Annotated in this window: 23 protein-coding genes and 1 pseudogene; 7 read left to right on the top strand and 17 right to left on the bottom strand. The window is 37.1% G+C overall.

The annotated features are described in order from the left end of the window. Nucleotides 1–290: 290 nt before the first annotated feature. Together Q2U82_RS09815 and Q2U82_RS09820 are read right to left on the bottom strand one after the other, a co-directional pair. A complete protein-coding gene (locus Q2U82_RS09815) occupies nt 291–1,469 on the bottom strand; it encodes a DUF4105 domain-containing protein (protein WP_410004702.1) in 1,179 nt (392 codons plus the stop codon). Nucleotides 1,470–1,510: 41 nt separating this feature from the next. Then, on the bottom strand, nt 1,511–2,578 hold the full coding sequence (locus Q2U82_RS09820; RefSeq protein WP_410004703.1) for a PorV/PorQ family protein: 1,068 nt from the start codon (nt 2,576–2,578) through the stop codon (nt 1,511–1,513). A gap of 237 nt (nt 2,579–2,815) precedes the next feature. Here Q2U82_RS09820 and Q2U82_RS09825 point away from each other — a divergent pair, with 237 nt between their 5' ends. Further along, entirely contained in the window at nt 2,816–3,559 is a 744-nt protein-coding gene (locus tag Q2U82_RS09825) for a CDP-alcohol phosphatidyltransferase family protein (RefSeq protein WP_410004704.1), read from the top strand. Nucleotides 3,560–3,745: 186 nt separating this feature from the next. On the opposite strand, the gene lptB is transcribed toward Q2U82_RS09825, so the two are convergent. From lptB to Q2U82_RS09850, 5 genes are all read right to left on the bottom strand, one after another. Beyond that, a complete protein-coding gene (lptB, locus tag Q2U82_RS09830; RefSeq protein WP_154192891.1) occupies nt 3,746–4,486 on the bottom strand; it encodes an LPS export ABC transporter ATP-binding protein in 741 nt (246 codons plus the stop codon). A 67-nt stretch (nt 4,487–4,553) separates the two neighbouring features. Beyond that, the gene (locus tag Q2U82_RS09835) at nt 4,554–4,934 is read right to left on the bottom strand and encodes a GxxExxY protein (RefSeq protein WP_410004705.1); all 381 of its coding nucleotides are present in this window, start codon (nt 4,932–4,934) and stop codon (nt 4,554–4,556) included. 79 nt (nt 4,935–5,013) lie between these two features. Further along, a complete protein-coding gene (locus Q2U82_RS09840) occupies nt 5,014–5,361 on the bottom strand; it encodes a carboxymuconolactone decarboxylase family protein (RefSeq protein WP_410004706.1) in 348 nt (115 codons plus the stop codon). A gap of 43 nt (nt 5,362–5,404) precedes the next feature. Continuing rightward, nucleotides 5,405–6,247, bottom strand: a complete 843-nt coding sequence (tatC, locus tag Q2U82_RS09845) for a twin-arginine translocase subunit TatC (protein ID WP_410004707.1) — start codon at nt 6,245–6,247, stop codon at nt 5,405–5,407. Next, entirely contained in the window at nt 6,247–7,212 is a 966-nt protein-coding gene (locus Q2U82_RS09850) for an SIS domain-containing protein (RefSeq protein WP_410004708.1), read from the bottom strand. The genes tatC and Q2U82_RS09850 overlap by 1 nt, the downstream gene beginning before the upstream one ends. Before the next feature lie 202 nt (nt 7,213–7,414). On the opposite strand from Q2U82_RS09850, the gene Q2U82_RS09855 reads away from it, so the two are divergent. Beyond that, a complete protein-coding gene (locus tag Q2U82_RS09855; RefSeq protein WP_410004709.1) occupies nt 7,415–9,607 on the top strand; it encodes a RecQ family ATP-dependent DNA helicase in 2,193 nt (730 codons plus the stop codon). Between the two features lie 77 nt (nt 9,608–9,684). Here the strand turns inward: Q2U82_RS09855 and Q2U82_RS09860 are convergent, their stop codons facing one another. The 7 genes from Q2U82_RS09860 to Q2U82_RS09890 form a co-directional block, all read right to left on the bottom strand. Next, nucleotides 9,685–10,143 (bottom strand): hypothetical protein, encoded by a 459-nt coding sequence (locus tag Q2U82_RS09860; RefSeq protein ID WP_410004710.1) that lies wholly within the window; start codon nt 10,141–10,143, stop codon nt 9,685–9,687. 102 nt (nt 10,144–10,245) lie between these two features. Then, nucleotides 10,246–11,304, bottom strand: a complete 1,059-nt coding sequence (locus Q2U82_RS09865; RefSeq protein ID WP_410004711.1) for a nucleoid-associated protein — start codon at nt 11,302–11,304, stop codon at nt 10,246–10,248. A gap of 101 nt (nt 11,305–11,405) precedes the next feature. After that, nucleotides 11,406–11,921, bottom strand: a complete 516-nt coding sequence (locus Q2U82_RS09870; protein WP_410004712.1) for an IS1096 element passenger TnpR family protein — start codon at nt 11,919–11,921, stop codon at nt 11,406–11,408. A gap of 75 nt (nt 11,922–11,996) precedes the next feature. Next, complete coding sequence (locus Q2U82_RS09875; protein ID WP_410004713.1) at nt 11,997–13,016, bottom strand: COX15/CtaA family protein; 1,020 nt, start codon at nt 13,014–13,016, stop codon at nt 11,997–11,999. 64 nt (nt 13,017–13,080) lie between these two features. Next, nucleotides 13,081–14,502 carry a CCA tRNA nucleotidyltransferase gene (locus Q2U82_RS09880; RefSeq protein ID WP_410004714.1) on the bottom strand — a complete coding sequence of 474 codons (1,422 nt, stop codon included), beginning with the start codon at nt 14,500–14,502 and terminating at the stop codon, nt 13,081–13,083. A gap of 3 nt (nt 14,503–14,505) precedes the next feature. Further along, entirely contained in the window at nt 14,506–15,066 is a 561-nt protein-coding gene (locus Q2U82_RS09885; RefSeq protein WP_410004715.1) for an L-threonylcarbamoyladenylate synthase, read from the bottom strand. Then, complete coding sequence (locus tag Q2U82_RS09890; RefSeq protein ID WP_410004716.1) at nt 15,066–16,052, bottom strand: glycosyltransferase; 987 nt, start codon at nt 16,050–16,052, stop codon at nt 15,066–15,068. The genes Q2U82_RS09885 and Q2U82_RS09890 overlap by 1 nt, the downstream gene beginning before the upstream one ends. 208 nt (nt 16,053–16,260) lie before the next feature. Between Q2U82_RS09890 and Q2U82_RS09895 the strand changes: the two genes are divergently transcribed. Then, nucleotides 16,261–17,481 carry a glycosyltransferase gene (locus Q2U82_RS09895; RefSeq protein ID WP_410004717.1) on the top strand — a complete coding sequence of 407 codons (1,221 nt, stop codon included), beginning with the start codon at nt 16,261–16,263 and terminating at the stop codon, nt 17,479–17,481. Here the strand turns inward: Q2U82_RS09895 and Q2U82_RS09900 are convergent, their stop codons facing one another. Then, complete coding sequence (locus tag Q2U82_RS09900) at nt 17,482–18,438, bottom strand: hypothetical protein (protein WP_410004718.1); 957 nt, start codon at nt 18,436–18,438, stop codon at nt 17,482–17,484. A 75-nt stretch (nt 18,439–18,513) separates the two neighbouring features. Here Q2U82_RS09900 and Q2U82_RS09905 point away from each other — a divergent pair, with 75 nt between their 5' ends. After that, the gene (locus tag Q2U82_RS09905) at nt 18,514–19,380 is read left to right on the top strand and encodes a hypothetical protein (protein WP_410004719.1); all 867 of its coding nucleotides are present in this window, start codon (nt 18,514–18,516) and stop codon (nt 19,378–19,380) included. Then, nucleotides 19,377–20,162, top strand: a complete 786-nt coding sequence (locus Q2U82_RS09910; protein WP_410004720.1) for a glycosyltransferase family 2 protein — start codon at nt 19,377–19,379, stop codon at nt 20,160–20,162. The genes Q2U82_RS09905 and Q2U82_RS09910 overlap by 4 nt, the downstream gene beginning before the upstream one ends. 60 nt (nt 20,163–20,222) lie before the next feature. On the opposite strand, the gene Q2U82_RS09915 is transcribed toward Q2U82_RS09910, so the two are convergent. After that, a complete protein-coding gene (locus Q2U82_RS09915) occupies nt 20,223–20,984 on the bottom strand; it encodes a glycosyltransferase family 2 protein (protein ID WP_410004721.1) in 762 nt (253 codons plus the stop codon). 59 nt (nt 20,985–21,043) lie between these two features. Here Q2U82_RS09915 and Q2U82_RS09920 point away from each other — a divergent pair, with 59 nt between their 5' ends. Beyond that, nucleotides 21,044–21,748 carry a polysaccharide deacetylase family protein gene (locus Q2U82_RS09920; protein WP_410004722.1) on the top strand — a complete coding sequence of 235 codons (705 nt, stop codon included), beginning with the start codon at nt 21,044–21,046 and terminating at the stop codon, nt 21,746–21,748. A 19-nt stretch (nt 21,749–21,767) separates the two neighbouring features. On the opposite strand, the gene Q2U82_RS09925 is transcribed toward Q2U82_RS09920, so the two are convergent. Beyond that, nucleotides 21,768–22,511 carry a glycosyltransferase family 2 protein gene (locus Q2U82_RS09925; protein ID WP_410004723.1) on the bottom strand — a complete coding sequence of 248 codons (744 nt, stop codon included), beginning with the start codon at nt 22,509–22,511 and terminating at the stop codon, nt 21,768–21,770. 77 nt (nt 22,512–22,588) lie between these two features. On the opposite strand from Q2U82_RS09925, the pseudogene Q2U82_RS09930 reads away from it, so the two are divergent. Further along, nucleotides 22,589–23,407 (top strand): annotated as a pseudogene (locus Q2U82_RS09930) (glycosyltransferase family 2 protein); the annotation flags it as partial. Between the last annotated feature and the right edge of the window lie 12 nt (nt 23,408–23,419).

Here is a 23,419-nt window from a genome sequence, read left to right on the forward strand (position 1 = left end):
AAATTGTCAAATCCATCTTCCGGGGTCCGGAAGGGGTAAAGAATCAACACTTTGTCTTGTCCAAAATCCCTCCTCCATAGATACTCCATAGCAAAGTCATAGCAAAGCCATAGATAGTTCATTAAATTGTAAGAAATCATCCCTATTTTCCTACAAAATTTACACAGCCTAAAATTGATTTAAAAAGCGCCAATTTTTAATATAAATATTAATTCGTAAATATTTATTATGCGACGTTTCTTAGTAAGAAACTTAATTTCAAAAACAGACAATCCAGAACGGACAACCGATTATTTCCTTCCGATATAATAAATCAAATAAAGATAGCGAACAGACAAGGCAATCAACAGAGGCAACAATCCAATGGCAAAAACCTGAACGCCAGTTACCCAATGGATAGCCAAAAGAACTAATAGAAGCACTAAAAGTAAAATATAGCGCTTCATTTTAGGAGAAATATTTCTTTTTGAAATAGCGATAATCAGAAAAATTGAAATAGGAAAAGCCCACAGCAAATTATAATTATTGGCAGTGGCCGTGTGGTCTGTAGCAAACCAGAGCAACAAAAGAAATATACCAATTAAGCCCGTAAAAAAGAATAGAAACGTATCTAAATAGCGGCTTCTCGCTTTTCTTTTATAGTCCCGATAGGTTACAAACAAAATTAAAAGTCCCAATATTCCCAAAATGAACAGCGGACTTGTCAAGAAATTATTTTCAGTTGTGGTAGGAGTGTTTTCATAAAGAACAGTTGTTTTTTTTACCAAACTTTCCGAAGCTCCATTTCTATTTATAACTGCATTTGCAGCTCCTTCATAAACATATTCAGGAAGAAATTGATATTCTATGGGTTTTGCTTTCCTGTCTATTACGGCACCCAAAGCAATGTCTATTCCCAAACTTCCCCAGGAATTAGCCTGCAGATTTTGTTGGATAAGTTCCCGAAATGTAAATTCTTCTTTTATGTGGTCTTCCTTAAATTCCAGTTTATTGCCCAATACTTTTTGAATTACATCGCGAATTTTGGTTGCGCAATTGTCAAAAAAGAAATCGTATTTGTACTTTTTATTTTCAGGTAGGGCATTATTCCAAAGAAAATCGGAAATCGCCTCTTTTTCAGAGTAAGTCAGATTTAAAATTTGCTCCTTTATCCAACGGTTTTGTGCTACATAAGATTCAAAGAATGGTTGGTAATAACTTACCCCTAATTGATAAAGTAACTTTCCTTGTGCAAATTTTGTATAGAAATTTGGAGTGTTGAAATCATAAACCCCGTAGTTAAAAACGACATCAACCCCGCTAAGGGTATCCTTAACCCTAAATGCACTATGTCCAAACTTGTCATAGAGCTCCGAACCAGAGCCTATGGTCAAAATGCTTATTTCTGCATCAGGTGATAGAGATCCAAACTGTGCTTTTGCAGAAACAGTTAAAAAGAGGAGTAGAAGGAAAATGTAATTTTTTTTCACAGGAACTTATTTTTTATCTTGGCTCTTGGCTCTTGGCTCTTCTATCTAAAAATCTCCCAATCCAGTTTTAAGGAAAATACATTGGAATACAGCGCCGCACTTTGGTCGCCAATATCTGTCAAAGCGTAATCCACTTGTATGCCTTTGTACCTAAAACCTACACCAATATTCGGTTGAAACCCAACGGAATCACCTCCGTCCAATTGTTTTATATTTTGAAAATTGCCAACGCCACCACGCACATAAACCATATCTATGTATGCAAATTCAAGTCCCAATGAAGGCGTAATACTCGCAAAGGAAGTAGAAATAATATCATTTGTTTCAGCAAAACGGAAGTTTAAATCAACTTCTGCCAATAATGAAAAATCATAGTGATATACAAATTTTCGAGCCACCCCCAATTGCAATTTCGGAATAGTAATTTCAGTAGTTTCAGGCAATTCTTGATTTTGACCTTCCACAGCGCCTTGAATCTCAGCAAACTTTTTTTCATCAATACTCCAAGCGTTAAAGGTGGTTGTAATATCTCGGGCCATAATTCCAAACATCCACTTGTCATTTTTGAATTGAATAGCTGCATCCAATCCAAAACCCCAGGAAGAAGCAAAGTCTCCGATAACACGACGGATTACTTTTGCGTTTACACCGTAATTCAAACCATCTAAAGGCAGTCTTCGGGCGTATGAAAATGTAAACCCGTAATCTGCAGTTGAAAACTTGCTGATCCGGTCATAAGAAATGTTTCCGTCATCATCAATTAGTTGAGTAGTATTCAAAATATCATCTACCCCAAAACGTATTGCGGAAAGCCCTACCGCACTTCTGTCATCCAGTGGCATTGCAAAAGCGGCATAATCGTAATTTGCAATGTTTGCAAAATAAGAGGCGTGCATCAATGAAATTTGTTTGTCCTCAAGATTTACCAAACCAGCTGGGTTCCAATACCCTGAATTTACGTCAGATGAAGAGGCGACCACGGCATTGCTCATCCCAAAAGCGGCGGCATCTACGCCAATATTCATAAATTCGTTGGAATACTTACGAACCGTCTGCGCACTCAGCGTGGCTGAAACGAGAATTAAAACAAGTAAAAATTTTTCTTTCAAGCTTAAAAAATTTTGCACAAATATGACACTATTTTACAGAATACTAAACTTTAAATTTATGCACATATTGTGTTTTGATAGCTTTGGACGGAAATACTTTGTTATTTTTACACTCAATACTTATATATGCAGTAAAAAATCATCCTAAATTAATTTTCTCCTTTGAAGTGGAGGTTGGGAGAGGATGATTTTATTAATAGAAGATAAAAGCCTAAATACGCAGCGAAGAATATGAATATGATAAAACAAATCCCAAACATCATCACCTCCCTAAATATCCTCTGTGGCTGCGTAGCTGTCTTATTTGCGGTTTCTGGCGATTTGATAACAGCGGCTTTCTTTGTTTTCCTCGGAATTTTCTTCGACTTTTTTGATGGGCTTGCAGCCCGTTTACTGAAAGCCCAAAGTGAAGTGGGGCTGCAGTTGGATTCCTTGGCAGATGTTATTACCAGTGGAGTGGCGCCGGGAGTAATAATGTTTCAATTGTTTAATCTTTCCTATTTCCATCAAATGCAAACATTAACCGAAACGTTTTCGTTGGAGGGATGGAATATAAGTTTTAAAAATTATCTGCCGCTCATTGGCTTACTGATTGTAATTGCCTCTGCCTATCGTTTGGCAAAATTTAATGTGGATACGCGCCAAACGTCGGGTTTTATTGGTCTTCCAACTCCCGCAAATACACTTCTTATTTTAAGTTTACCTTTAATCTTACAATTTCAGTATTCTGAATTAGCAGAAACCATTATCCTAAACCAATGGTTTTTGATAGGAATGACAGTGCTAAGCTGCATACTGCTGAATGCAGAAATCCCGCTTTTCGCCTTAAAATTTAAAACGTGGGATTTTAAAAGCAACGCCGTCCGCTATGTATTTTTGATACTTTGTGTTGTGCTTTTAGTACTGTTGAAGTTTCTGGCAATCCCCTTTATAATTCTTCTTTATATATTGCTTTCTCTGTTTAAACACAAAGATCACTAAGTAGGCACAAAGGACACAAAGTAATATCTGAACTTTGTGATTCAAAATAAAAGTATATTCAGTCTATTTTGAGAAAACCCTATTTACTCTTGTTTAAATTGTAAAGGAAAAAAAAGAAAACAATGAAAGCTTTGTGAACTTTGTGCAACCATTGTGTCCTCTGTGGTTAAAAATCCCGTATTGTAATCAAAACTCCAATTTCTTCTTTCGAAGCTCGAAATTCTGCCCAAGATATACTTTCCGCACCATTTCGTCAGCAGCCAATTCTTCCGGAATACCGTGTTTTAGGATACTTCCTTCAAACATCAAATAGGTTCTGTCAGTAATAGCCAGTGTTTCCTGCACGTTGTGGTCGGTAATAAGAATTCCGATGTTTTTGTTTTTAAGCTGTGCCACAATGCGCTGAATATCTTCAACTGCCACGGGATCAACTCCTGCAAAGGGTTCATCAAGAAGTATAAAATGCGGATCTGTAGCTAAGGCACGTGCAATTTCAGTTCTTCGTCTTTCGCCCCCGCTTAAAAGATCGCCACGGTTCTTGCGGATATGTCCCAAACCAAATTCCTCGATAAGCGATTCCATTTTTGCGCGCTGCTCTTTTTTTGAAAGCTTCGTAAGCTGCAATACACTTAAAATATTGTCCTCAACGCTCAACTTCCTAAAAACCGAAGCTTCCTGCGCCAAATAACCAATACCGTTCTGTGCACGTTTATACATTGGATATTTGGTGATTTCGGTGCCTTCCAAAAAAATATTGCCGCCGTTGGGTTTTATCAGCCCAACAATCATATAAAAAGAAGTGGTTTTACCAGCCCCGTTTGGTCCAAGCAAACCCACAATTTCACCTTGGTTTACTTCCACAGTGATTCCTTTTACGACCTTTCGGCCTTTATAGGATTTCATTAAATTTTCGGCTTTTAGCTTCATTTTGATATTGTTTTTAAACTTCGCTTATGATATAATTTTCACCACAGAGACACAAAGGCCACAGAGCTTATAGGTAGCCGTTTATTATTCTTTTTATGCCAGCAACAACTTTCACTTCATTAAAGTTGATTAAGAGCCTTAATTTTAAACCTTTCAATTTTAAATAAGTTAATATTTGGGCAGTATGTATTGGAGCCAAAGCATCAACAGATTTAATTTCAACAATTATTTTATTCTCCACAATCATATCAATACGATATCCAGCATTGAGTTTAATATCCTTATAAATTACCGGTAGTGGAATTTGTTGTTTTACTTCCAAACCCAACACTTTTAACTCGTGCCCTAAACACACTTCATAAGTACTTTCCAACAATCCAGGTCCAAGTTGTTTATGGACTTCAATACTTGCACCTATAATTTTGGATGAAAGTTCGTTCTCGGTCATTATTTAATTTTCTTTCTTCGTGCCCTCTGTGCCTTTGTGGTTAAAATATTTTGAGCTTATAAGGTAAAGTTAGCAATTATTATTTTGCTTCCAAAGCTTCCCAATATTCAAAAGCCCTTCGCAAATGAGGAATAACGATGGTTCCACCAATCAAAAGGGAAATGCTCATTCCTTCAACCACTTCTTCTTTTGTCAACCCTAGTTTGTGGCATTCTTCCAAATGATAACGAACACAATCGTCACAACGTAGCACCAACGAATTTCCCAACCCCAAAAGTTCCTTTGTTTTCTTCGGAAGCACGCCTTCCATATAGGCATTGGTATCTAAATTGAAAATACGCTTGATGATCTTGTTATTGTCATCCAGCATTTTTTTGTTCATCTTTTCACGATACGCATTGAAATCTTCAACTAAATTTTCTTTCATAATTTATATTTTTTTCAAAAGCCAAAAACCAAAAGCTAACAACCTAAATATTACCCTCTTTTTTCCTTCTTCTTTCCTCTCTCTTCTGATTTCTGATTACAATTTTTGAAATATAGATGCTTACTTCATAAAGGATAAGGATAGGAATAGCAACGATGATCTGACTAACAATATCCGGCGGCGTGATTACTGCCGAAAGTATTAAAACAATAATCAAAGCGAATTTCCTGTACTTCTTAAGTATTTCTGGTGTAACCAAACCAATCTTCGTTAGTATGTACATTAATATTGGTAGTTCAAAAACAATTCCACAAGCCAATACCGAGGTGCGTACCAAGGATATATAACTGTCCAAGTCGAACTGGTTAATAACTTCCTCGCTTACTTGATAATTCCCCAAAAAGTTTATGGATAGTGGCGTTATAAGGTAATAGCCAAACAAAACTCCTAAAAAGAAAAGCACAGATGCAATCACGATAAAACCACGGCTTGACTTCCGTTCTTTGTCTCTTAGACCTGGGCTAATGAATTTCCAAAATTCATAAAGTATGTATGGAAAGGCAACAATAATACCTGCATAAATAGATGTCCACATATGTGCGGAAAACTGTCCGGCCATTGTTCTACTTTGGATTTTAAAAGGCATTTCCTGAAAACAGAAGGTGTCCATTCCCAAATATCGGGAGATGTCGCAGAACATTGTATATGTTGGAAACCCTGGCTTTGAAGGCCCGAAAATAAGCACGTCAAAAATAAACCGCTTAAAAATAAAAGCCAAAGCCGCTAAAACCACTACAGCTATGGTAGAGCGGATAAGATGCCAGCGCAGTTCTTCCAAATGGTCCAAAAAGGACATCTCTTTTTCTGGGGAAGCTTTTTTCTTCATTAAATAATGCCCTCTTTTGTAAGATTGTGAATATGCACCACTCCGCTGTATTTACCTTTATCTTCGGCAAGTATCTGGGTAATTCCATAATTATCCATCATTTCCATTGCTTCAACTGCCATGGCGTTGTTTGCTATTTTCTTTGGATTTTTGGTCATAATATCCTTAGCGGTTAGTCCAGCAAAACTATCGGTTCTGGTTAACATACGCCTTAAATCACCGTCGGTAATTATACCTACAATCTCATTGTTTTCAACCACGGCTGTAACGCCCAGCATCTTTTCGGAAATTTCAACAATTACTTTTTTCACATCGGTATCTGGGCTAACCTGCGGTTTTTCATTAAGTGAAGTAAGATTGCTCACTCTCAAATATAGTTTTTTTCCCAAAGAACCTCCTGGATGGAACTTCGCAAAATCCTTGCTGGAAAATCCGCGTAAATCAAGAAGGCACATTGCCAAAGCATCGCCAATCACCAATTGTGCTGTAGTGCTGGTTGTAGGGGCTAGATTATTTGGGCAGGCTTCTTTTTCCACATAAGCATTCAGCACAAAGTCTGCTTGTTGGCCCAAAAAGGAATCTCTATTTCCTGTTATTGCTATTAATTTGTTATCAATAGCTTTTATAAGTGGCACCAACACTTTTATTTCGGGCGTATTTCCACTTTTTGAAATGCAGATAACCGTATCGTTTTCTTGAATAGTCCCTAAGTCGCCGTGAATGGCATCTGCGGCATGCATGAAGATTGAGGGTGTCCCCGTTGAGTTTAAAGTTGCTACAATTTTTGTGGCAATGTTGGCGCTTTTGCCTATTCCGGTAACAATTACCCGTCCTTTGGAATGATAAATATAATCAACTGCGCCTGCAAACTCTTCGTCCACCAAATGGGCCAAGTTTGCAATGGCTTTACTCTCAGTTTCTATGGTGTTTTTCGCTACGGAAATAATTCTTTCTTGCTTGTTCAAAATTTTAATGCTTTTGAATGTTTGTAACTGTTTCAGAAATTAGTATATTTAGAATAGAAATTAACTCAATTCAGTATTCTTAAATATAGATACTTTTCTTTTAAGATGCAGTTAGCTTAATACGGTTGCAAAATTACAATTGTTAATTAGTAAAACAATGTATTGTTGGCTAAAACTGAATTATCCCTAAAACCAATGCAGCGTGGCAGAGATTGACATTTATGCGGCCCTAAAGAAATTTTTTGGATTTACCCGTTTTAAGGGTCTGCAGGAGGAAGTTGTAAAAAGCATCCTTAACGGTAACAATACGTTTGTGGTAATGCCCACAGGCGGCGGAAAGTCGCTTTGTTACCAACTTCCAGCACTTATGCAGGAAGGAACGGCAATAGTGGTTTCACCGCTCATTGCGCTTATGAAAAACCAAGTGGATGCGCTGCGTGCCCTTTCTTCGGAAGAAGGTATTGCCCACGTGCTGAACTCTTCCCTCAACAAAACTGAAGTAAAAAAGGTTAAAAGTGATATTGAGAACGGCATTACAAAATTGCTATACGTAGCTCCCGAGTCTCTAACCAAAGAAGAATATGTAAACTTTCTGCAGACCCAAAAAATTTCCTTTATGGCCATAGACGAGGCACACTGCATTAGCGAGTGGGGTCACGACTTTAGGCCAGAATACCGAAACTTAAAAAGTATTATCCAAAGAATAGGAAATGACATTCCTATAATAGGCCTTACCGCCACTGCAACCCCAAAAGTGCAGGAGGATATTCTGAAAAATCTCAACATGCAGGATGCAAATACCTTTAAAGCATCTTTCAACCGCCCAAACCTTTACTATGAAATAAGGCCGAAAACTAAAAATATTGATTCTGATATTATTCGCTTTGTAAAGCAGAACGAAGGAAAAAGTGGCATTATTTATTGTTTAAGCAGAAAAAGGGTGGAAGAACTTGCGCAGGCGTTGCAGGTTAACGGTATAAAAGCTGTTCCCTATCACGCAGGACTTGATGGCAAAACCCGCGTAAAGCATCAAGATATGTTTTTGATGGAAGATGTGGATGTTGTCGTTGCTACCATTGCCTTTGGGATGGGAATTGACAAACCAGACGTTCGTTTTGTAATCCATAATGATATTCCAAAGAGTATTGAGAGCTATTATCAGGAAACAGGGCGTGGTGGTCGTGATGGCGGTGAGGGGCATTGTCTTGCTTTTTACAGTTATAAGGATATAGAAAAACTCGAAAAATTTATGAGCGGTAAACCTGTTGCCGAACAGGAAATTGGTCATGCACTTTTGCAAGAAGTGGTCGCTTTTGCTGAAACCTCAATGTCCCGAAGAAAATTTATTCTTCATTATTTTGGGGAAGAGTTTGACAATGAAACGGGTGAAGGTGGAATGATGGACGATAATATGCGCCACCCCAAAAAGAAACACGAAGCAAAGGACGACGCCAAACAACTGTTGGAAGTAGTTTTTAAAACGAATGAGCAGTACAAAAGCAAGGAAATTGTAAATGTGTTAATAGGGAAAGTAAATGCACTTATAAAATCACACCGTACAGATTCCCAAGAATACTTTGGCTCTGGAGCAAAGCATGAAGCACCATATTGGATGGCCTTATTACGCCAATTATTGGTGGCTGGCTATTTGAAAAAGGATATTGAAACCTATGGTGTTATTCATTTAACAGATTCTGGAAAGAAATTTATAAAATCGCCCGAATCTTTTATGATGACGGAAGACCACTCCTTTAAAGATGCCAATGATGATGTAATTGTTGCAGCAAGCAAGGGAGGTGATGTTGCAGACGAAAATCTGTTCAAGCTTTTGAAGGCAGAATTGAAAAAAGTAGCACACACTTTAGACCTACCACCGTTTGTAATTTTCCAGGAACCTTCCTTGGAAGATATGGCACTTAAATATCCCATTACAATGGAGGAACTTTCCAATGTTCACGGAGTGGGAGAGGGGAAAGCAAAAAAATATGGCAAGCCTTTTTTAAAGCTAATTCAAAATTACGTTGAAGAAAACGATATAATCCGACCAGAAGATTTTGTTGTAAAATCTACGGGAAGCAATAGCTCGCTCAAGTTATACATCATCCAAAATGTGGATCGTAAACTTGCTTTGCCAGATATTGCAAATGCCAAAGGATTAGAAATGCCGGAGTTTATAAAGGAAATGGAAGCCATTGTTTACAGTGGCACAAAATTAAACATAGATTATTGGATAGATGAAGTGTTGGATGAAGATCAACAAGAAGAAATTCACGAATACTTTCTTGAAGCCAAATCAGACAAAATTGAGGAAGCTATGGATGAATTTGATGGCGATTATGACGAAGAGGAATTGCGTTTGTACAGAATCAAGTTCATTAGCGAAGTTGGGAATTAGTGGTCAGTATTCATTGGCAGTATGCAGTAATTGATTTTTTTTTTGGAATTTGGTCTTTTGAATTTGGAATTTTTCACCTATAATTCCACTAAAATCTCGTAGATACCGTTTTGCGTATTTTGCGAATATTCAGCGTTTTCAATTTCTAGTTTGTTTATCTGAACAAAAGAACAACCATCTTCCGTTTTTCTTTCAGCATCTAAATGTAAGATGAAAATATTGCGCTCGCCAACCTTCAATACATAATTTACAATATTAGTGCCCCAACCAAAAGGCCCTAAACCTATCGTGTTATAATCATTTTCAGATATAAATTTAAATTGCACACGACTATTATTATTGTCTAAATCCAAAACAGTTATATCAGCAGGACTGAAGGTAGCATTTGTAAATAAATTTTCACCAGTAGTTTTATCTAAAAGTTGAAAACTTAAACCTAAAGGTCCAGATTCGCAATACGGAATATTACTATCATCATCACTCTTACAAGAATTTAAAGCGAAAACCGCAAAGCATACTAATATAAAATTTTTCATTTTCATTATTTAAAAAATATTAAATTCAAAATTACTAATTACGGACTATTAATTTCGAAATAAATCTCGTGACTACTAAATACTGATACTGCCTACTGATCTCTAACTCTTCTGTTCCTTGTTGAAGTAAACCAAATAGTAATACATCTGCTTTTCCTCGTCCCAGCCCTTTTCTACAAATTTTTCGGCACTTTCTGGGTTGATGAAATCAAGTTTTATCTGAATATTTGTATCTAGATTAATAACATTCTTGATTTTTTTACGAGCAGCAGTAACCGCCGTGTTGGCAATAGGGAAGGTTGTTAAATCTTCAATGCTATATTTTGGGGCTTTCTCAGTTTTATAATGACGAAACTCCGGCAATAAATCTGGATTGTCAATCACTTCGTTCATAAATGCCGTTTCCTCAAAGTTGTCATTTTTCGCAAAATGATTTACTGCACGGTTCATAAACATCACTTCCTGCTTTTTGTCTTCAGCTGGTAAAACCACGTCTTTCGCAAAATCCTGACAGAATTTTAGATACTTTTTTGTATAGAAATTATCATCAGCAAGTGCTTCAACTCCTAAAAAACTTTCCAACCAATAACGCGCATCATAACGATTGCTGTCCACGGAAAGAATTTTATAGCCTTCTTCTTTTCCTGAATTGAAAATAATACAGCCTTTGTCCAATTTGTTCAAGCTAACTCCGTGTTGCAACATTGCTTCCAATTGGTTTCCTTCCTCTGCAAACTGAAGAAAATCCTGTTTCAACTCACTCTTAAAAATACCGATGGCGTCCATCTTTACGTTGTCCAATTGCACGTTTTCAAGATAGGCTATATAAACTTCCCCGCTTTTAATGTGCGGATGCTCGGACTGATTGTATAGATAGCTTGCAATTTTCCGACTTTCTTCGTGTATGTTTTGCGGGTTGTCAAAAACCTTAGTTGTGCTGTTGAAGAGTTCGTGAAACTCCAAATCTGCTTCGTGCGAAAAATGGAAATAGTTTTCTTCTTTATCGCGAAATGGTTTTAGGAAAAATTCTTTCAACAATGGTGTAAGCTCATCGTCTGTTTTATAAGGTTCTGCGGAAAGAAAAATTGCTTCGTTTCGGCTTTTATTACCCACTCTGTGAATGGAAAGGGATGCAATGTGGGTAGAAAAAAGATTGATCATTTTTTAAAAAGTGAGTAAGTGAATATGTGAGTATGTGAGTATGTAAAATAATGAATAAGTAAGTGATGTTTTTAACAAACAACCGACAACCGACAACTAAATCAATTCCAGTTTTCATCAAAGTCGAGATTGTCGTAATCTTCGGGGTCTAAGTCAAACTCTTCATCGAAATCGTCTTCGCCTTCAATGGGTTCTGAAATGAATTCTTTTTCGGGTGCTTCTTCCGGAATTTGGCCATGGGAATACATCAAATTTGGATAAATCTGCCCAGCTTCAGCTTCAGCAATATCGGCAAGTTCTACCATAAATGTCCACATATTCAAGAAATCGTAAACGTAAAGTAGTCTGGTGTTTTCTTCATCAACCACATTTTCCAACGTAGTTTCGCCCATAATACGGATGCTTCCGGGCTCGTCACTCACGTCAAAAAGCGGTATTTCCTCGTCTTCTTCCCAAAGCTCGTTGCTGGTGTAAAAAGAAGCCATTTCCTGCCCATCAAACCCGAAGGCTTGCGTAATGGCATTGTGAAAATCTTCCAAAGTGTTCGAAGCTTCTATTTCGATGTCGCGGAAAACGTCTTCGTGTGTATCGAGGATTATTCTGAAACGGTAAATCATTTTAAAAAAAATTAGGGTGCAAAGTTATTAAAAAGTAGGCAGTATTCAGGTGCAGTTTACAGTTTTGGTTGTGCATTATTTTGAAAAACGATGCAAAACAAAAGTCATTGCTGCAAGCAGGAAAAATGCAGTTACTTGATGCAGAACTCCTAAAACTACGGGTACTTGCAGGATAAGCGTGAAAACACCTAAAATAAATTGCACTAAAACCAAAACCAACAATACATTTATTCCGTTTTTCTGCGGAAGGGTGAGTTGCAATTTTCGTGTTTTGTACCAAATGAAAAAGATCATTCCCACCACAACATAAGCTATATATCTATGTACGAATTGTACGCCGCTTTTGCCTTCCACAAAATTTTTCCAAACAGGAACTTGTTCTGTATAAACGGTTTCGTGAATTAATTTTCCTTCATTCATCAACGGCCAGTGGTTGTGAATCCAGCCTGCATCAAGCCCCGCCACGAAGGCGCCCCAAATAATCTGGATGAGCAAAATTGCCATTCCAAAGCGGATAATGTTTCGGATGTGTTTATTAATTTCTTTTTTCACAGGATACCATAAATCCATGGCCACCCAAAATGTATATGCAAACGTAATAAACGCAGTTGTTAAGTGCATTGCAAGCCGATAATGGCTCACATCCGGACGGTCCACCAAGCCGCTTTTTACCATATACCAACCCAAAAATCCTTGAAAAGCGCCCAAACACATTAAAATTATTGCTTTTTTAATAGTAGGCTTTGTGAGCTGTTTTTTCAGAAGAAAATAGAAAAAGGGGATAATGAAAACCACGCCCAAAAGTCTGCCCAACAAGCGGTGTAGCCATTCCCAGAAATAGATATCCTTAAAATCCTCTAAACTGAAGTGATTGTTCAGCTTTTGGTACTCAGGGAATTGCTTGTAATGATCAAATTCCGCAATCCATTGTGCTTCGTTTAAAGGCGGTAATGTGCCGGAAATAAGTTTATAACTTGAAATTGAAAGTCCTGAATGCGTTAGCCGCGTAATGCCGCCAATCACTACCATCACAAAAATCAGGAAACATCCTGTTAGGAGCCAGTAGATTACTTTTTTGTTGTCTTTGTTTGCCACTATTATATTTTTATCATTTTCCGTAAATGGCTAGTCTATTACTGAAAACTGCCACTGCGACTGCCTACTTTATTACAGCTTTTAACCCGATTTCCGCTCCCTTTTTCAACATAAATTCCTTCGCAGCTTCATATTCATTTGGAATTTCGCCCTCAAGGATTGCTTCTTTTATGGCGTCTTTTATAATGCCAATTTCACGCGATGGCTTTAAATTAAAAGTCTCCATAATTTCTTCGCCAGTAACAGGGGGTTGAAAATTCCTTACTTGATCCCGCTCTTCAACTTCCACAATTTTATCGCGCACCAATTGAAAATTGGCGTGGTATTTTTTAAATTTTTTAGGATTCTTTGTGGTAATATCTGCTTCGCAAAGCGTCATTAAATCTTCCACATTTTCACCAGCATCAAAAATCAAACGGCGCACCGCACTGTCCGTAACTTCACTAGCCAAAACAATAGGACGGGAGCTCATTAAAACCATTTTTTGGACAAATTTCATCTTTTCATTCAAAGGCATTTTTAACCTTTTGAAAAGTTTGTAAACCATTTTTGCTCCTACAAATTCGTGTGCGTGAAAGGTCCAGCCAAGTTTTTTATCAAATCTCTTTGTCGGTGCTTTTCCAATATCGTGAAGCAATGCAGCCCAACGTAGCCAAAGATCGTCTGTAGCTTTTGAAATATTATCGACCACTTCCAGTGTGTGCCAAAAATTATCTTTATGGGTTTGACCTTCTTTTTCGTCTATGCCTTGCAACGCAACCAATTCTGGTAAAATAAAGGGAAGCAAGCCTGTTTTATGTAAAAGTGCAAATCCTTTTGAAGGTACTTTGGAAAGAAGGATTTTGTTCAGCTCATCCACAATTCGTTCCTTGGAAATTATTTTTATACGCTCGGAATTTCTGGTAATTGCTTCCAGCGAATCTTTTTCAATTATAAAATCCAACTGTGTTGCAAACCGAATGGCGCGAAGCATCCGCAACGGGTCGTCGCTATAGGTAATATCTGGGTCTAAAGGTGTGCGGATTATCTTTTTCTCAAGATCATCGATGCCGTTGAACGGGTCCAGTAACTCTCCAAAATTTTCATCACCAAGGCTTAATGCCAAAGCATTTATTGTAAAATCCCTTCGGTTTTGGTCGTCTTCCAAAGTACCGTTTTCCACAGCGGGATTTCTACTTTCCTCGGAATAGGATTCTTTGCGCGCACCAACAAATTCAAGCTCAATGCCACCACTTTTCAACATTGCAGTGCCATAAGTCTTAAAAACGGAAACTTTCGGGTTTCCAGGTAAGAGCTTTGAAACTTCTTCTGCTAAATCAATTCCGCTTCCAACGGCAACTATATCAATGTCTTTGGCATCTCCTCTTTTCAAAAGAAAATCGCGCACATAACCGCCAATAACATAACTTTCCAAGTTTAAGTTTTTGGTAGCTTTTGAGATAGTCCTAAATACGGGATTTTGAAGTGCTGTTGGGTATTGTGGCATTTTTTATTGTCTGATTACCTTTACGGAACCATCATTTTTCAACTTAATAATCGCCGAAGGTTTTCCTGATTTTTTTTCGTGATGCAAATTTACAACATAGTCCACGCCTTCCAAAATTAAAGGGTCTATTTCGGCATAACTTTGCGGGGTTTTTTCCCCGGAAATATTTGCCGAAGTAGAAACTAACGGTCTGCGGAACCGTTGTATCAATTTTTTACAGAATTCATCTTTCGTTACCCGGATAGCGAGCGAATTATCCTCGGCAATAATATTTTCAGCAACACGAATTGGATCATCGTAAATGATTGTTGTTGGCTTTTTGGCATATTTCAAAATATCATAAGCCACTTCCGGTACGTTTTCAACATATTCATTCAGCATCCTAAAATCGTTTACTAAGCAGATCAGTGATTTTTCGTCACTTCGTTGCTTCAGCTTAAAAACTTTGTCCACGGCATCGGGGTTAGTGGCATCACAGCCAATTCCCCAAACAGTATCAGTCGGGTAAAGAATGAGACCTCCTTTTTTAAGTATAAGTAGTGCGTTTTCAATTTCTTCCTTCATTATGTTAAAGATTTTACTTGGTTCTTTTCTGGTATGTAAAAAGGATTTTCAGTGTGCAGGGTTTCCCCTTCAGCTACTTTTTCGTATAATTTTATATATTCCAAAGTCATTTTTTTAGCATTGAAGTGTTTCTTCGCATAAAGATGGCATCGTTGAGGATCATAACTAAAAGTGCGAAGAGCTTCCGCCAATTGGTTGGAATCATTGGATGCCAATCCAACTTCTGGACTTAAAAGTTCAGGAAGCGAACCGTTTGTGGTACAAAAAACGGCACAACCTGCATAAAGGCTTTCAATGATGACCAAACCAAAGGGTTCGTGCCATTCCACGGGAAAAATCAAAGCTTTAGATTTTTCCATAATTTTCATTTTTTCGGCATCGTCCAGCATTCCTAAAAAAGTGATTTTCGGATTCAAAACATAACGGAAACCACGTGTAAAATTGCGGGAAGTCCATCGTTCTCCTCCCATTATCATTAGTTTTCCTTTTCCTTTTAAAACAATTTTTGCCGCACCGAAAACATTTTTTACCCTTCGTGAAGCTTTTCCTAAAAAGTGAAAATAATTTCGTGGTTCTCCTAAATTTGGAGTGCCATAATCATCCCAATACAGGCCGTTGTGCACAAACACATTTGAATTATAGCGTTCCGCTTGATTTTTGGAAATGAAAACAGTGTTTTTATCTATATGCTCGTCAGGCTTGGGATTGCCGTGCATTGTTATAATGTAAGGGGTATTTATAGGCTGTCTGGGAGGATAGTTAAAGTGAACAAGGTCAACATCTTTGGGTATTTGGTCGTTGATGTCTTTAGTCTGGTCCAATTGAATACTCTCAGCGAAATCGCCTGTAAAACCTTCCGGAACTAAAAAAGTAACCTTATGGCCAAGCTCGTGAAGACATTTGCCAAGCCCCCAAATAACGCGTTCGGTTCCTCCGTATTTCAGGGCGGGAATAGGGCCAGACCAATCAACTATTAAAATGTGCATAACAGTTTTTACTTAATTACTTTTATTGCGCTTTGTCTCCAAAAAACCTTAAAAATAGGGTATTTTTATCAAAATAGCATGAATGGCAAAGGTAGGTTCAAAAAGTTCCATTCAGAACATTTTAAAGGTGAATTTATTATTTGAAAACTTGGTTTAGACTATTAAAGCTTCTGAATCGTTTTGTAGTTTTACCAACAAATTGAAGTGGATGTACAAAAAACTGAAACACTACATTAGAAAGCGAAAGCTCGAAAAGAAGTTACGCGAGGAAGCAATTCATCTAAATTTTTTGGATTTTGACAAAACCAAAAAAGGGGTGTTAATTATAGACAGTATTATTCCAGAATACGACCGCGATTCTGGCTCGCGACGTCTTTTCCACATAATTGAAATTATGCTGAAACGTGGTTTCAATGTTTTTTTATTGGCAGACACTAAAGAATATAGATTTAAAAATGAGTATTGCCAGACCTACCGAAATATGGGAGCTGTCGTTTATGAGCCGGTTTTGGATGAAAACAATAAACTTATAGACCGCGAGAAATTCATTCAACTTATAAGCCCACATATTGAATTTGCTTGGCTGCACCGCCCCGATATCTTTTTTAAATATTATGTTTTTGTGAAAAAATTTTCAAAGGCAAAACTGGTTTTTGATATGGTTGATTTTCATTATTTGCGTTTGAAGCGTGAGTGGGAGCGAAGCAAGGACCCATCAATTGAAAAGTTGATGAAAAAATATTTGAAGATGGAACTTCACAATGCTGAAATGGCAGATGTGGTTGCGCCTATAACGGAAGATGACAAAAATGAATTACTTCCATTGCTTCACGGCAAAACCGAAATGGTCGTGGTGGGAAATATCCATCAGTTCAAAAATGAAAATTCAGGTTTTAAAAATTTCAACCAACGGGAAAACCTTTTATTTATTGGAAGTTTTATTCATACGCCCAATTTGGATGCTGTAAAATACCTGCACGATAAAATACTTCCAATCTTGTTGAAAGAACTGCCAGCACTTAAAATTGAGATAATAGGGAGTTACGCGCCACAGGAAATACTGGATATGAATTCTGAAAATTTTAGGGTTTTGGGCTTTGTTGAAGACATTTCCGAATATTTCAACAGTGCAAAATTGTTTGTGGCTCCATTGGCTTTTGGCGCTGGAATTAAAGGAAAAATAGGACAAAGTTTGGAGTTTGGTCTTCCGTTGGTAACTACAGAGATAGGTGCCGAAGGTTTCAATTTTTCGCCCAATGAAGAACTGATGCTAGCTCCTTTCGATAGTCCTAAAGATTTCGCTGAAAAAATTATTTCACTTTACACCGATGAAACTTTATGGAATCAGGTAAGTGATAATTCTAAAAAAATATTGAAGCCATTTTCAATTGCCAATATTGAGGAGAATGTAATGAAAATCCTAAAATAATTATTTTAGGTTAAAGACATCTTCCACCCATCCTTCCAGTGAATATTTTCGATAGATTTCTTGAGGAATGGGCACGTAAGGAGTTTCAAAAAAACTTTTCGGAATGTCTGGATTTTCTGGGTCTATTATTAAAATATTTTCCGGATTGTAAAAATCGAATTCCTGAACATACTTATTTGAGGTAATGATTTTCTTTTGAAACCCCAATGCCTCAAAAATCCTGAAACTTAACCCAGCTTGTTCATCACGCAGTAAATCCAAAACCGTTTTAGATTTATTAATTTCCAGATGAACCTGTTGCTGATTCTGTCTTTCTTCAGTAAAAATTATATTAGGGTGAATTCCGTCAGGTTTGTTTTTTCCCACCACTACAAAATGTGACTTTAGATTTTTTTGTTTTAAAATTTCGGCAATCCTATTCATTGTTTCCAAACGTTCATCCAAATAACTAATGGTAAAACAATCATATTTCACATCGCCTATTTTGGGTATTTTTTTTTCAAAATAGATATAGTTTGTAAGAGGTATTAAGTTGTAGGTTTTAACATCTTCAGGATCAAATGAAAAAACGGTATCAAAAAGTTCGATTTCCAATAAATGGCTTATAGGCCTACGTTTGCTGCTGTCATAGAGATATGCAATGTATCTATTTGTGAGTTTTTTTATTTTTTTATGGGTGGAAACTGAAATGATTTCGGGGTTTATAATGAGGATTTGATCTTGCTTGCCCAATGCCGCCAATTCATTCAAAATATATTCCTCACGTTTGATTTTCTTGGTGTTTTTTTTCAAAATAAGCTTGTTGAAAAAATTTCCAATTCTATGAAATATAGTGGGGTATTGATGTTTGTAACCTCTAAGATTAATATGATGTGCCACAATTCCTTTTTTTTGAAGCGCATCAACAATATGATGATCATAATTCCAGAAATCGAAACTGATAAGGCAGATTTTCATAAATGTTATTTCGGTAAAAATAGAAAATTTAAACAGTTATTGGCGAAACTGTATCTTTGAAGAAAAAATCAAAGAATGAAAAAAATTCACGTCGGCTTTTTACTTTCCTATGATTATGAAAATCTTAAAAAGGCCATTCCGCCAGTTTATGAGGATGCTGATGCTATTTTTATAGCAGAGGATAAGGAATACAGAACTTGGTCTGGTGAAAAATTTCAGGTTTCGCCTTCGTTTTACTATTGGTTAAAGGAATTTGACAGCGAAAAGAAAATCCAGATTTATAAAGACGATTTTTACATTCCTGAACTTTCCGCCATTGAAAACGATACACGGGAGCGCACTTTGCTTTCTGAAAAAATGGGTGTTGGCAACTGGTTGGTGCAAGTGGATGCCGACGAATATTTTATCGATTTTAAAGGTTTTGTAAAAACACTCAGGAAGTACGATAGCTTTTTAAAAAATCCCGAGAAAACGCCAGTTCAGATTGCAGGATTTCTTATAAATATGTACAAATACACAGACGATGGTTTGTTGTATGTTGACAATCCCACAAAGGTTTTATTGGCTACCAATTTCCCAAAATACACCTTTGCGCGCCAAAACCGAAAGCGTATTATTTATACCGATAACCTTTTGATGCACGAATGCATTTCGAGAAGCGAAAAAGATTTGATGACGAAACTTACCAACTGGGGCCATTCCAAGGATTTTGATATTGAACAATACGTTGAAAAGTGGCGCTCAGTGAATAAAGATAATTATAAGGAAATGCAGGATTTTTTCTATCTGCAACCCGAAGGTTGGAAAACATTGGATTATATAGGTTCCAAAAATATGGACGAAATAAAAAGACAGTTGAACGCAAAACCCGAATTGCACCCTTCGCCATTTTTTCTTTTCAAAAAAAATATTGGGCAATATTTTAAACACCTTTTTAAATGAAGACTTCGCTATTAATTTCTACATACAATTGGCCCCAAGCTTTGGAATTGGTTCTTTTAAGCGCTAACAATCAAACCGAACAACCAGACGAAATCCTGATTGCAGATGATGGCTCCTCGGAAGAAACAAAAAATTTAATTGAAGATTTCAAAAAGAAATTGATTGTTCCAATCTATCATTTTTGGCACGAGGACAAAGGTTTCCGAAAATCCATTATTTTGAACAAGGCCATCGCTGCCGCAAAGGGTGCATACATCATTCAAGTGGATGGCGATTGCATTCTGCACAAAGATTTTGTCCGTGACCACAAAGCGCTTGCGCAGCCCAATGTTTACCTTTTTGGGAGTCGGGTGAATATTAAGGAGGAGTTTCTTCCGAAGTTGTTCGCTTCGCAAAAAATAAAGTTTAATTTCTTTGACAGAGGCATAAAAAAACGAACACGTAATCTTCGTGTTCCAGCGTTGAGCAGTCTTTACAAAACCACTGATGCGGTTTCTGATAAAATGCGTGGTTGTAACGTTTCCTTTTGGAAAAAAGATGTGATTGCCGTAAACGGTTATAATGAAGAATTTGAAGGCTGGGGCCGTGAAGATTCTGAACTGATTATACGAATGATGCACAATGGCGTTTTGGGAAGAAGATTGCGTTATCGTGGCATAGTTTACCACATTTGGCACAAAGTGAAAGACCAAAGCCGTTTTGAAATTAATGATTCACTGCAGGAAAAAGCACTTGCAGCGAAGAGCAAGTGGTGCGAAAAAGGGATTGATAAATATTTGTAAACATCCCTCTAAATCTCCTACTTTTACTTCGCTCAGCGCAAAGCTTCAAAGGGAGGTTTTTTAATCAATCTTCCGATACAAAAGCCAAAGATTCACATACCTTTTAAAAACCGAAAAAGCACTCACGTAAGCCAAAACAAAGCCTTCCTTTCCATCTAAAATTCCCAATCGGAAAAAAAATTGGTTCAAAAAGCGATAAAACGGACGGAATAGAAAATGATAATAATTTGGCTTTTTTCCTTTTTTGTAGAGCATCTCTGCCTGTAGCGCGCTGTAACGGTGTGCTTTTGCTGTGTAATCGTCAAATGATTTATAGGTGTGATGCGGTAAAGTGGTTTTTAAATTCTCCGTTTCGCCTTCTGTTTCTAAAGTTTCGTGAACCAAATTTGCGTTGTACTGACAATGGTTTCTATTAAAAAAACGTACCACATAGTCATTCTGCAAGCCACTGTATTTTATGCGTTTTCCCATAAAATAGAAATCCCGTTTCACGAAATAGGCGATTGCTTTTGGGTGTTTGCCTTTTTCAATTATTTCGTCTGCCAGCGCTGGAGTTATCTCTTCATCCAAATCAAAAAAAGTGACCCAATCGTTTTTCGCTTTCGAAATGGCGAAGTTTTTTTGTTTTGAAAAATTATCAAACTCACGTTGGTAAACAGAAACTTTTTCGTGCTTAGAGGCCAAAGCTACCGTTTCATCTGTAGAAAAAGAATCTACAATTACAATTTCATCCGCAAACCAAAGGCTTTTTAGATATGCCTCAATATTGTGCGCTTCATTAAGCGTAATGGCAATAGCAGTGATTTTTACAGGGTTTTCCAAAAATGGGTTGTAGTTTGCGTAAAAGTAATAATTTTACAGCTATAAATTTGAAAACTGTTATGGCGAAGCTCCCAATTTTAATGTACCATCACGTTACCGTTGAAGATGGAAAAGGCTTGACCATTTCCGTGGAAAATCTTGAAAAGCAATTTAATCACTTAGCTGAAAACGGCTATAAAACTTTTCACTTAAAAGAATTGCTAAAGCTAAAAGAATTGCCAAAAGGTAAAAATATAGTTATCACTTTTGATGATGGTTATGTGAGCCAATTGGATCTTGCATTGCCATTGCTAAAAAAATATAAGTTGAAAGCCACATTTTTTGTTCCGCTTGATTTTTTAGGAAAAACAGATACTTGGAATACTTCTTCTTTGGAAATAATGACCTTAGAGCAATTGAAATCTCTAGATTCTAAAATTGTTGAACTTGGTTTTCATTCTTTTTATCATAAAAAATACACTGAACTTTCCAATGCTGAAATTGAGGCAGACACGCGTCGTTGCTTGGAATTCGTTTCTGAAAATGGATTGAGGTTTTCGCCAGTTTTGGCCTATCCGTATGGTAAATTTCCGAAGGAAAAGGCACGCAATGAAATTTTCAAAAAAACACTGAAGATAAACGGAATTGAATATGGTTTGCGGATTGGCAACCGAATAAATAGTTTTCCTTTTAAAAAACCTTTTGAAATTGAACGAATTGACGTGAAAGGGGAATTTTCATTACTAAAGTTTCGGCAGAAAATCCGCTTTGGGAAATTATTTTAGATTTTTGGATATGTGTTGTTTATTTCATTCCTTTTTGAAGCAACATCAACTTCACATACCTTTCAAAAACGCCGTACGCATTCACGGCAGCAACGGTCATTCCTGGAACACCGTCACGAAAGCCACCTTTTAAAACAAAAGAACGAAAAAACCGATAGGTGGGTTTGAAAATTAAGTGCAACCAAGTAGTTTTTTTTCCTTTATCGAATTGTTGTTTCGCTTGAAACCATGCATATGCTTCTTTTTTTGAAATATAACTACCGAAATCTTTGTAAGTGAAATGGAGCATTTTATTTTTTAATTTCCCAATACTACCCACACATTGCAGTTTTTCATGAACCGAACCAGAAAATGCCGCACCTTCCCTTTTTACCAATCGCAGTACATCATCACTGTGATGATAGAGAAAGCGATTCATATAAAAATGGGGAAAATTTATTTTATAACCGCCGTGTTTTGGGTTTTGGATCGTTTCTTTTATTTCGGCTTCTAGAGAGTGGGTTACGCGTTCGTCTGCATCAACAAAAAGGACCCAATCGCCTGTTGCTTCTTTTAACGCGAAGTTTTTCTGGTTAGAAAAGTTATCAAACTTTCGCTGAAGGAATTTGGAGGCGTATTGTTTGGCTATTTCTGGAGTTTTATCAGTGCTGAAGGAGTCGATCACGATTATTTCATCAGCAAAAGCAACGGAAAACAACGCATCCTCAATATATGCTTCTTCGTTGAAAGTAGGTATGATTACGGTTAGTTTCGGGTTCTTCACAAAGATTAATTTTCATTTCGAAATTACAACTTTTTGTTTCTAGAGCCAACTTCATAAATAACTTTATCTTTGCACTAATGAAGCAACTGGACACTTCCATAATTATCAGCACCTATAATTCCACCGTATGGTTGGAAAAAGTGCTTTATGGCTATAATAATCAAACATATAGACAATTTGAAGTGGTAATTGCCGATGATGGTTCCAATGATGAAACGCGGCAGTTGCTTAAAAAGATGGAAGCAGAGGTTTTTTACCCAATAGTACATGTTTGGCACGAGGACAATGGTTTTCAGAAATCTCAAATTCTCAATAAAGCAATCAAACAGTGTAGTACCGAATATATTATTATGAGTGATGGCGACTGCATTCCGCGAAAGGATTTTGTGGAGCAGCACGTTAAGTATCGTGAAGAAGGTTATTTTCTTTCGGGTGGCTATTTTATGTTGCCGATGAATATTTCTGAAGAAATCAGCAAAGAAGATATTTATTCGGAAAAGTGCTTTGACCTTAAATGGCTGAAGAAACATGGCTTGAAAACTTCTTTTAAAAATAACAAACTTCACTCTGGCCCGTTTAAGGCTTCCCTTTTAAATGCCTTAACACCTACCAATGCTAGTTGGAACGGGCACAATGCTTCTGGGTGGAAGAAAGATATTTTGGCTATAAACGGATTTGACGAACGTATGCAATACGGCGGCCAGGATCGTGAACTTGGGGAACGTTTGACGAATCTAGGAATAAAAAGCAAGCAGATTCGCTACAATGCAGTGGTATTGCATTTAGACCATCCGCGCGGTTACAAAAACCAGCAGTCCATTGAAAAAAATCTGGCCATTCGCAGACAAACCCGCGACCAAAAAAAGAAATGGACTCCTTATGGCATTGTAAAAAACACAGATACAACA

It is taken from the genome of Aequorivita nionensis (genome assembly GCF_046352995.1).
GTDB lineage: Bacteria > Bacteroidota > Bacteroidia > Flavobacteriales > Flavobacteriaceae > Aequorivita > Aequorivita nionensis.

What these genes read in the sequence shown, in the direction of transcription:
- Q2U82_RS09825 (WP_410004704.1), top strand. Translation starts at nt 2,816, where the DNA reads ATGATAAAACAAATCCCAAACATCATCACCTCCCTAAATATCCTCTGT.
- lptB (WP_154192891.1), bottom strand. Translation starts at nt 4,486, where the DNA reads ATGAAGCTAAAAGCCGAAAATTTAATGAAATCCTATAAAGGCCGAAAG.
- Q2U82_RS09835 (WP_410004705.1), bottom strand. Translation starts at nt 4,934, where the DNA reads ATGACCGAGAACGAACTTTCATCCAAAATTATAGGTGCAAGTATTGAA.
- Q2U82_RS09840 (WP_410004706.1), bottom strand. Translation starts at nt 5,361, where the DNA reads ATGAAAGAAAATTTAGTTGAAGATTTCAATGCGTATCGTGAAAAGATG.
- tatC (WP_410004707.1), bottom strand. Translation starts at nt 6,247, where the DNA reads ATGAAGAAAAAAGCTTCCCCAGAAAAAGAGATGTCCTTTTTGGACCAT.
- Q2U82_RS09860 (WP_410004710.1), bottom strand. Translation starts at nt 10,143, where the DNA reads ATGAAAAATTTTATATTAGTATGCTTTGCGGTTTTCGCTTTAAATTCT.
- Q2U82_RS09865 (WP_410004711.1), bottom strand. Translation starts at nt 11,304, where the DNA reads ATGATCAATCTTTTTTCTACCCACATTGCATCCCTTTCCATTCACAGA.
- Q2U82_RS09870 (WP_410004712.1), bottom strand. Translation starts at nt 11,921, where the DNA reads ATGATTTACCGTTTCAGAATAATCCTCGATACACACGAAGACGTTTTC.
- Q2U82_RS09880 (WP_410004714.1), bottom strand. Translation starts at nt 14,502, where the DNA reads ATGCCACAATACCCAACAGCACTTCAAAATCCCGTATTTAGGACTATC.
- Q2U82_RS09885 (WP_410004715.1), bottom strand. Translation starts at nt 15,066, where the DNA reads ATGAAGGAAGAAATTGAAAACGCACTACTTATACTTAAAAAAGGAGGT.
- Q2U82_RS09890 (WP_410004716.1), bottom strand. Translation starts at nt 16,052, where the DNA reads ATGCACATTTTAATAGTTGATTGGTCTGGCCCTATTCCCGCCCTGAAA.
- Q2U82_RS09895 (WP_410004717.1), top strand. Translation starts at nt 16,261, where the DNA reads ATGTACAAAAAACTGAAACACTACATTAGAAAGCGAAAGCTCGAAAAG.
- Q2U82_RS09900 (WP_410004718.1), bottom strand. Translation starts at nt 18,438, where the DNA reads ATGAAAATCTGCCTTATCAGTTTCGATTTCTGGAATTATGATCATCAT.
- Q2U82_RS09905 (WP_410004719.1), top strand. Translation starts at nt 18,514, where the DNA reads ATGAAAAAAATTCACGTCGGCTTTTTACTTTCCTATGATTATGAAAAT.
- Q2U82_RS09910 (WP_410004720.1), top strand. Translation starts at nt 19,377, where the DNA reads ATGAAGACTTCGCTATTAATTTCTACATACAATTGGCCCCAAGCTTTG.
- Q2U82_RS09920 (WP_410004722.1), top strand. Translation starts at nt 21,044, where the DNA reads ATGGCGAAGCTCCCAATTTTAATGTACCATCACGTTACCGTTGAAGAT.